Consider the following 3,108-nt stretch of genomic DNA (forward strand, 5'->3'; position numbering starts at 1 on the left):
GCGGCCGGCGGCCTGTGGCTGGCGCTGTGGCGCACGCGGGTGCGCTGGCTGGGGGCAGTGCCGATCGCCGCCGCCGCGCTGATCGCCTGGGCAACGCCTTTGCCTGATTTGTTGATCAGCGGCGATGGCCGTCACATGGCCCTGCGGCTGCCCGATGGCCGGCTGGCCTTCAGCCGTGCCCGTGTCGGCGATTATCTGGCGGGCAACTGGGCCGAGGCGGTGGGTGCCGAGCCGATGGCCAGCCTGTGGATTGGCCAATTGCCGGGCGCCCGCTGTTCGCCCGATGCCTGCCTCGCCGAGGTGCGGCGCGGCGGCCAGCGCTGGCGGGTGCTGGCCACCACCAGCCGGGCGCTGGTGCCGCGTGCCGCGTTCGAACCGGCCTGCGCTGCTGCCGATATCCTCGTTTCGGACCGCCGGCTGCCGGCCTGGTGCCGGCCGCGCTGGCTGAAACTGGATGCGGCCTCCCTGGCACACAGCGGATCGGTGGCGATCTGGCTGGGCAGCCGGCGCGTGCGGACCGCCGCCAGCGACAGTGGTGACCGGCCCTGGCAGATGCGCCCGTCAAAGCGAGGGGGTGGCAGGCGCACCTGAAACCGCCATGATGCCAGTGCCGAACAGGGGAGGCCGTGCATGCCCCACATCATTGATCCCGAACGCCCGATCATCGATCCCCACCACCATCTGTGGGACCGGCGGCGGCTGCCGCGCGGCGGCGCGGATGCGCATCCCTTCACCCGCGTGATCGACCTGTCGCCCCATTACATGCTGGACGAGCTGATGGCCGACATCGGTGCCGGCCACAATGTGGTGGCCACCGTGTTCGTGGACTGCAGCGCCTTCTACCGGGCCGATGGCCCGCCCGAACTGCGCCCGGTGGGGGAGACCGAGTTCGTCAACGGGGTGGCGGCGATGTCAGCCTCTGGCCTCTATGGCCCTACCCGCGCCTGCGCCGGCATCGTGTCCCACGCCAACATGATGCTGGGCGAGGCGGTGCGACCGGTGCTGGAGGCGCATCTGGCCGCGGCGCCGGCGCGGTTCCGCGGCATCCGCCACAGCGTCGCCCATGATCCCGATCCGGCTGTGCTGGGCCCGCTGCAGCGCCATCTGCCGGGCCTGCTTGCCGAACCGGCATTTCGCGCCGGTCTCGCCACGCTGGCCAGTATGGGTTTGAGCTATGATGTCTGGCTGCTCAGCCCGCAGCTGCCCGAACTGGTGGCCACGGCCCGGGCGCTGCCGCAGCTGACGATCATTGCCGATCATCTCGGTACGCCATTGGGGATCGGCGCGTACGCCGGCCGCCGCGATGCCGACTTCAAGGGCTGGGAGGCCAATATCCGCGCACTGGCGGCCTGCCCGAACGTGGTGATGAAGGTCGGCGGGCTCGCCATGCCGTTCGGTGGCTTTGCCAGCTTCATGGCCGAGCCGATGGCGACGGCAGAGGCGCTGGCAGCGGACTGGCGGCCGTGGATCGAGACCGCGGTGGCTGCCTTCGGCGCCGATCGCTGCATGTTCGAAAGCAACTTTCCGGTCGACCGCGGCACCTGTGACTATGTCACGCTGTGGAACGCCTTCAAGCTGATCGCCGCCAGCGCCAGCGAGGACGAGAAGACGGCGCTGTTCAGCGGCACCGCCGCCCGTGTCTACCGGATTGCGCTGCCCGCTCAGTGATAGCGGCGCAAGAGGCCGGCCAGCCGGCCCTGGATGCGCACCTGTTCCGGGCGATAGCGTTGCGGTTGGTGGGCGCTGTTGGCCGGATCCAGGCGCACCATGCCCTTTTCGTGGTGCAGATACTTCAGCGTCGCTTCCTCATTGTTGATCAGCGCCACCACGATGTCGCCGTCGCGCGCCGTGTCGCAGCGGCGGATGAGGGCATAATCGCCGTCGAAAATGCCGGCATCGATCATGGAGTCGCCTGACACTTCCAGCGCATAATGATCGCCGGGGCCGAGCAGCGCGGCTGGCACCGACAGTGAACGGTCGCTTTCCAGCGCCTCCACCGGCAGGCCGGCGGCGATGCGGCCATGCAGCGGCACCACCACCGTGTCGTTGGCGGCCAGCATCGCCTGCGGTACCGGGCGCGGTTCGGGCCGACTCGACACCAGGGTCAGTGCCGGCCGCTCCACCTTCAGGGCCTCGGGCAGGCGCAGCACTTCCAATGCGCGGGCGCGGTTGGGCAGGCGGCGGATGAACTGGCGTTCTTCCAGGGCGTTGATCAGGCGGTGCACACCCGATTTGGACTTGAGGCTGAGCGCCGCCTTCATCTCCTCGAAGGAGGGCGAGACGCCGTCGGCCTTCAGGCGCTCATCGATGAAGATGAGCAGTTCCTGCTGTTTCCTGGTCAGCATCCGAAGCATCTCCCGCGCCATTGAAACGGAACATGGAAGGAACATCTAGAAAACAGAATGGAACATGTCAAGCGCGATGCAGTCCACGAGATCACCTGCTGCCGCCGCCGGCGCCCCGGCCTCGCGGATGATCAGCAACTCGGCGCTGGCCAGCAATGAGAGCAGCGCCGAATCCTGTCGCGCAAACGCCTCGGCCCGACCTTCGATGCGACGGCCCCGCAGATGATCGCGGCGCGGGCCGTTGGCGGGCAGGGGGCTGGCCAGCGGCAGGCGCTCGGTCGGCAGTTCGTGGTGCCGCCCGGCCAGCCGCGCCACCAGCGGCACCGCGAAGAGCAGCGCGGTGACGAAGGCCGAGACGGGATTGCCGGGCAGGCCAATCACGCGGCGCCCGTGCAAGCTGCCCGCGAGCAACGGCTTGCCGGGCCTGAGCGCGATCTTCCAGAAATCGATGTCGGCTCCCAGCTGGCGCAGCACCGGCACCACAAGGTCATGGTCCCCCACAGAGGCACCGCCGATGGTGAGGATGAGATCAGCGTCGCTGGCCATCAGCGCCGCGGCCAGCGCGTCGGCACGGTCGGGGATCAGGCCGGGATCGCTCACCTCGGCGCCGGCCCAGCGCAGCAGGGGTGCGAGCATGGCGGGGTTGGAGGAGACGATTTGCCCCGGCCCCGGCGTCTCGCCCGGCGGCACCAGCTCATCCCCGGTGGCGATCAGCGTCACCCGCGGCCGGCGCACCACGGGCAGCGCGCCATGGCCGGCCGCC

Annotated in this window: 3 protein-coding genes and 1 pseudogene; 2 read left to right on the forward strand and 2 right to left on the reverse strand. The window is 69.7% G+C overall.

Features of this window, described 5'->3' with window-relative positions:
- Together GJV64_RS13070 and GJV64_RS13075 are read left to right on the forward strand one after the other, a co-directional pair.
- A pseudogene (locus GJV64_RS13070) lies at window positions 1–591 on the forward strand (ComEC/Rec2 family competence protein); the annotation flags it as partial.
- Window positions 592–630: 39 nt separating this feature from the next.
- Window positions 631–1,668: an amidohydrolase family protein gene (locus GJV64_RS13075; protein WP_164157763.1), complete on the forward strand. Its 1,038-nt coding sequence runs from the start codon at window positions 631–633 to the stop codon at window positions 1,666–1,668.
- On the opposite strand, the gene lexA is transcribed toward GJV64_RS13075, so the two are convergent.
- Both lexA and GJV64_RS13085 read right to left on the reverse strand, forming a co-directional pair.
- Window positions 1,662–2,345: a transcriptional repressor LexA gene (gene lexA / locus GJV64_RS13080; RefSeq protein WP_164157764.1), complete on the reverse strand. Its 684-nt coding sequence runs from the start codon at window positions 2,343–2,345 to the stop codon at window positions 1,662–1,664. The two genes, GJV64_RS13075 and lexA, sit on opposite strands and share 7 nt — an antisense overlap.
- 45 nt (window positions 2,346–2,390) lie before the next feature.
- Window positions 2,391–3,108: molybdopterin-binding protein (locus tag GJV64_RS13085; protein WP_235927751.1), on the reverse strand; the 718-nt coding region annotated here is incomplete at its 5' end.

It is taken from the genome of Sandarakinorhabdus rubra (genome assembly GCF_010994245.1).
Lineage (GTDB): Bacteria > Pseudomonadota > Alphaproteobacteria > Sphingomonadales > Sphingomonadaceae > Sandarakinorhabdus > Sandarakinorhabdus rubra.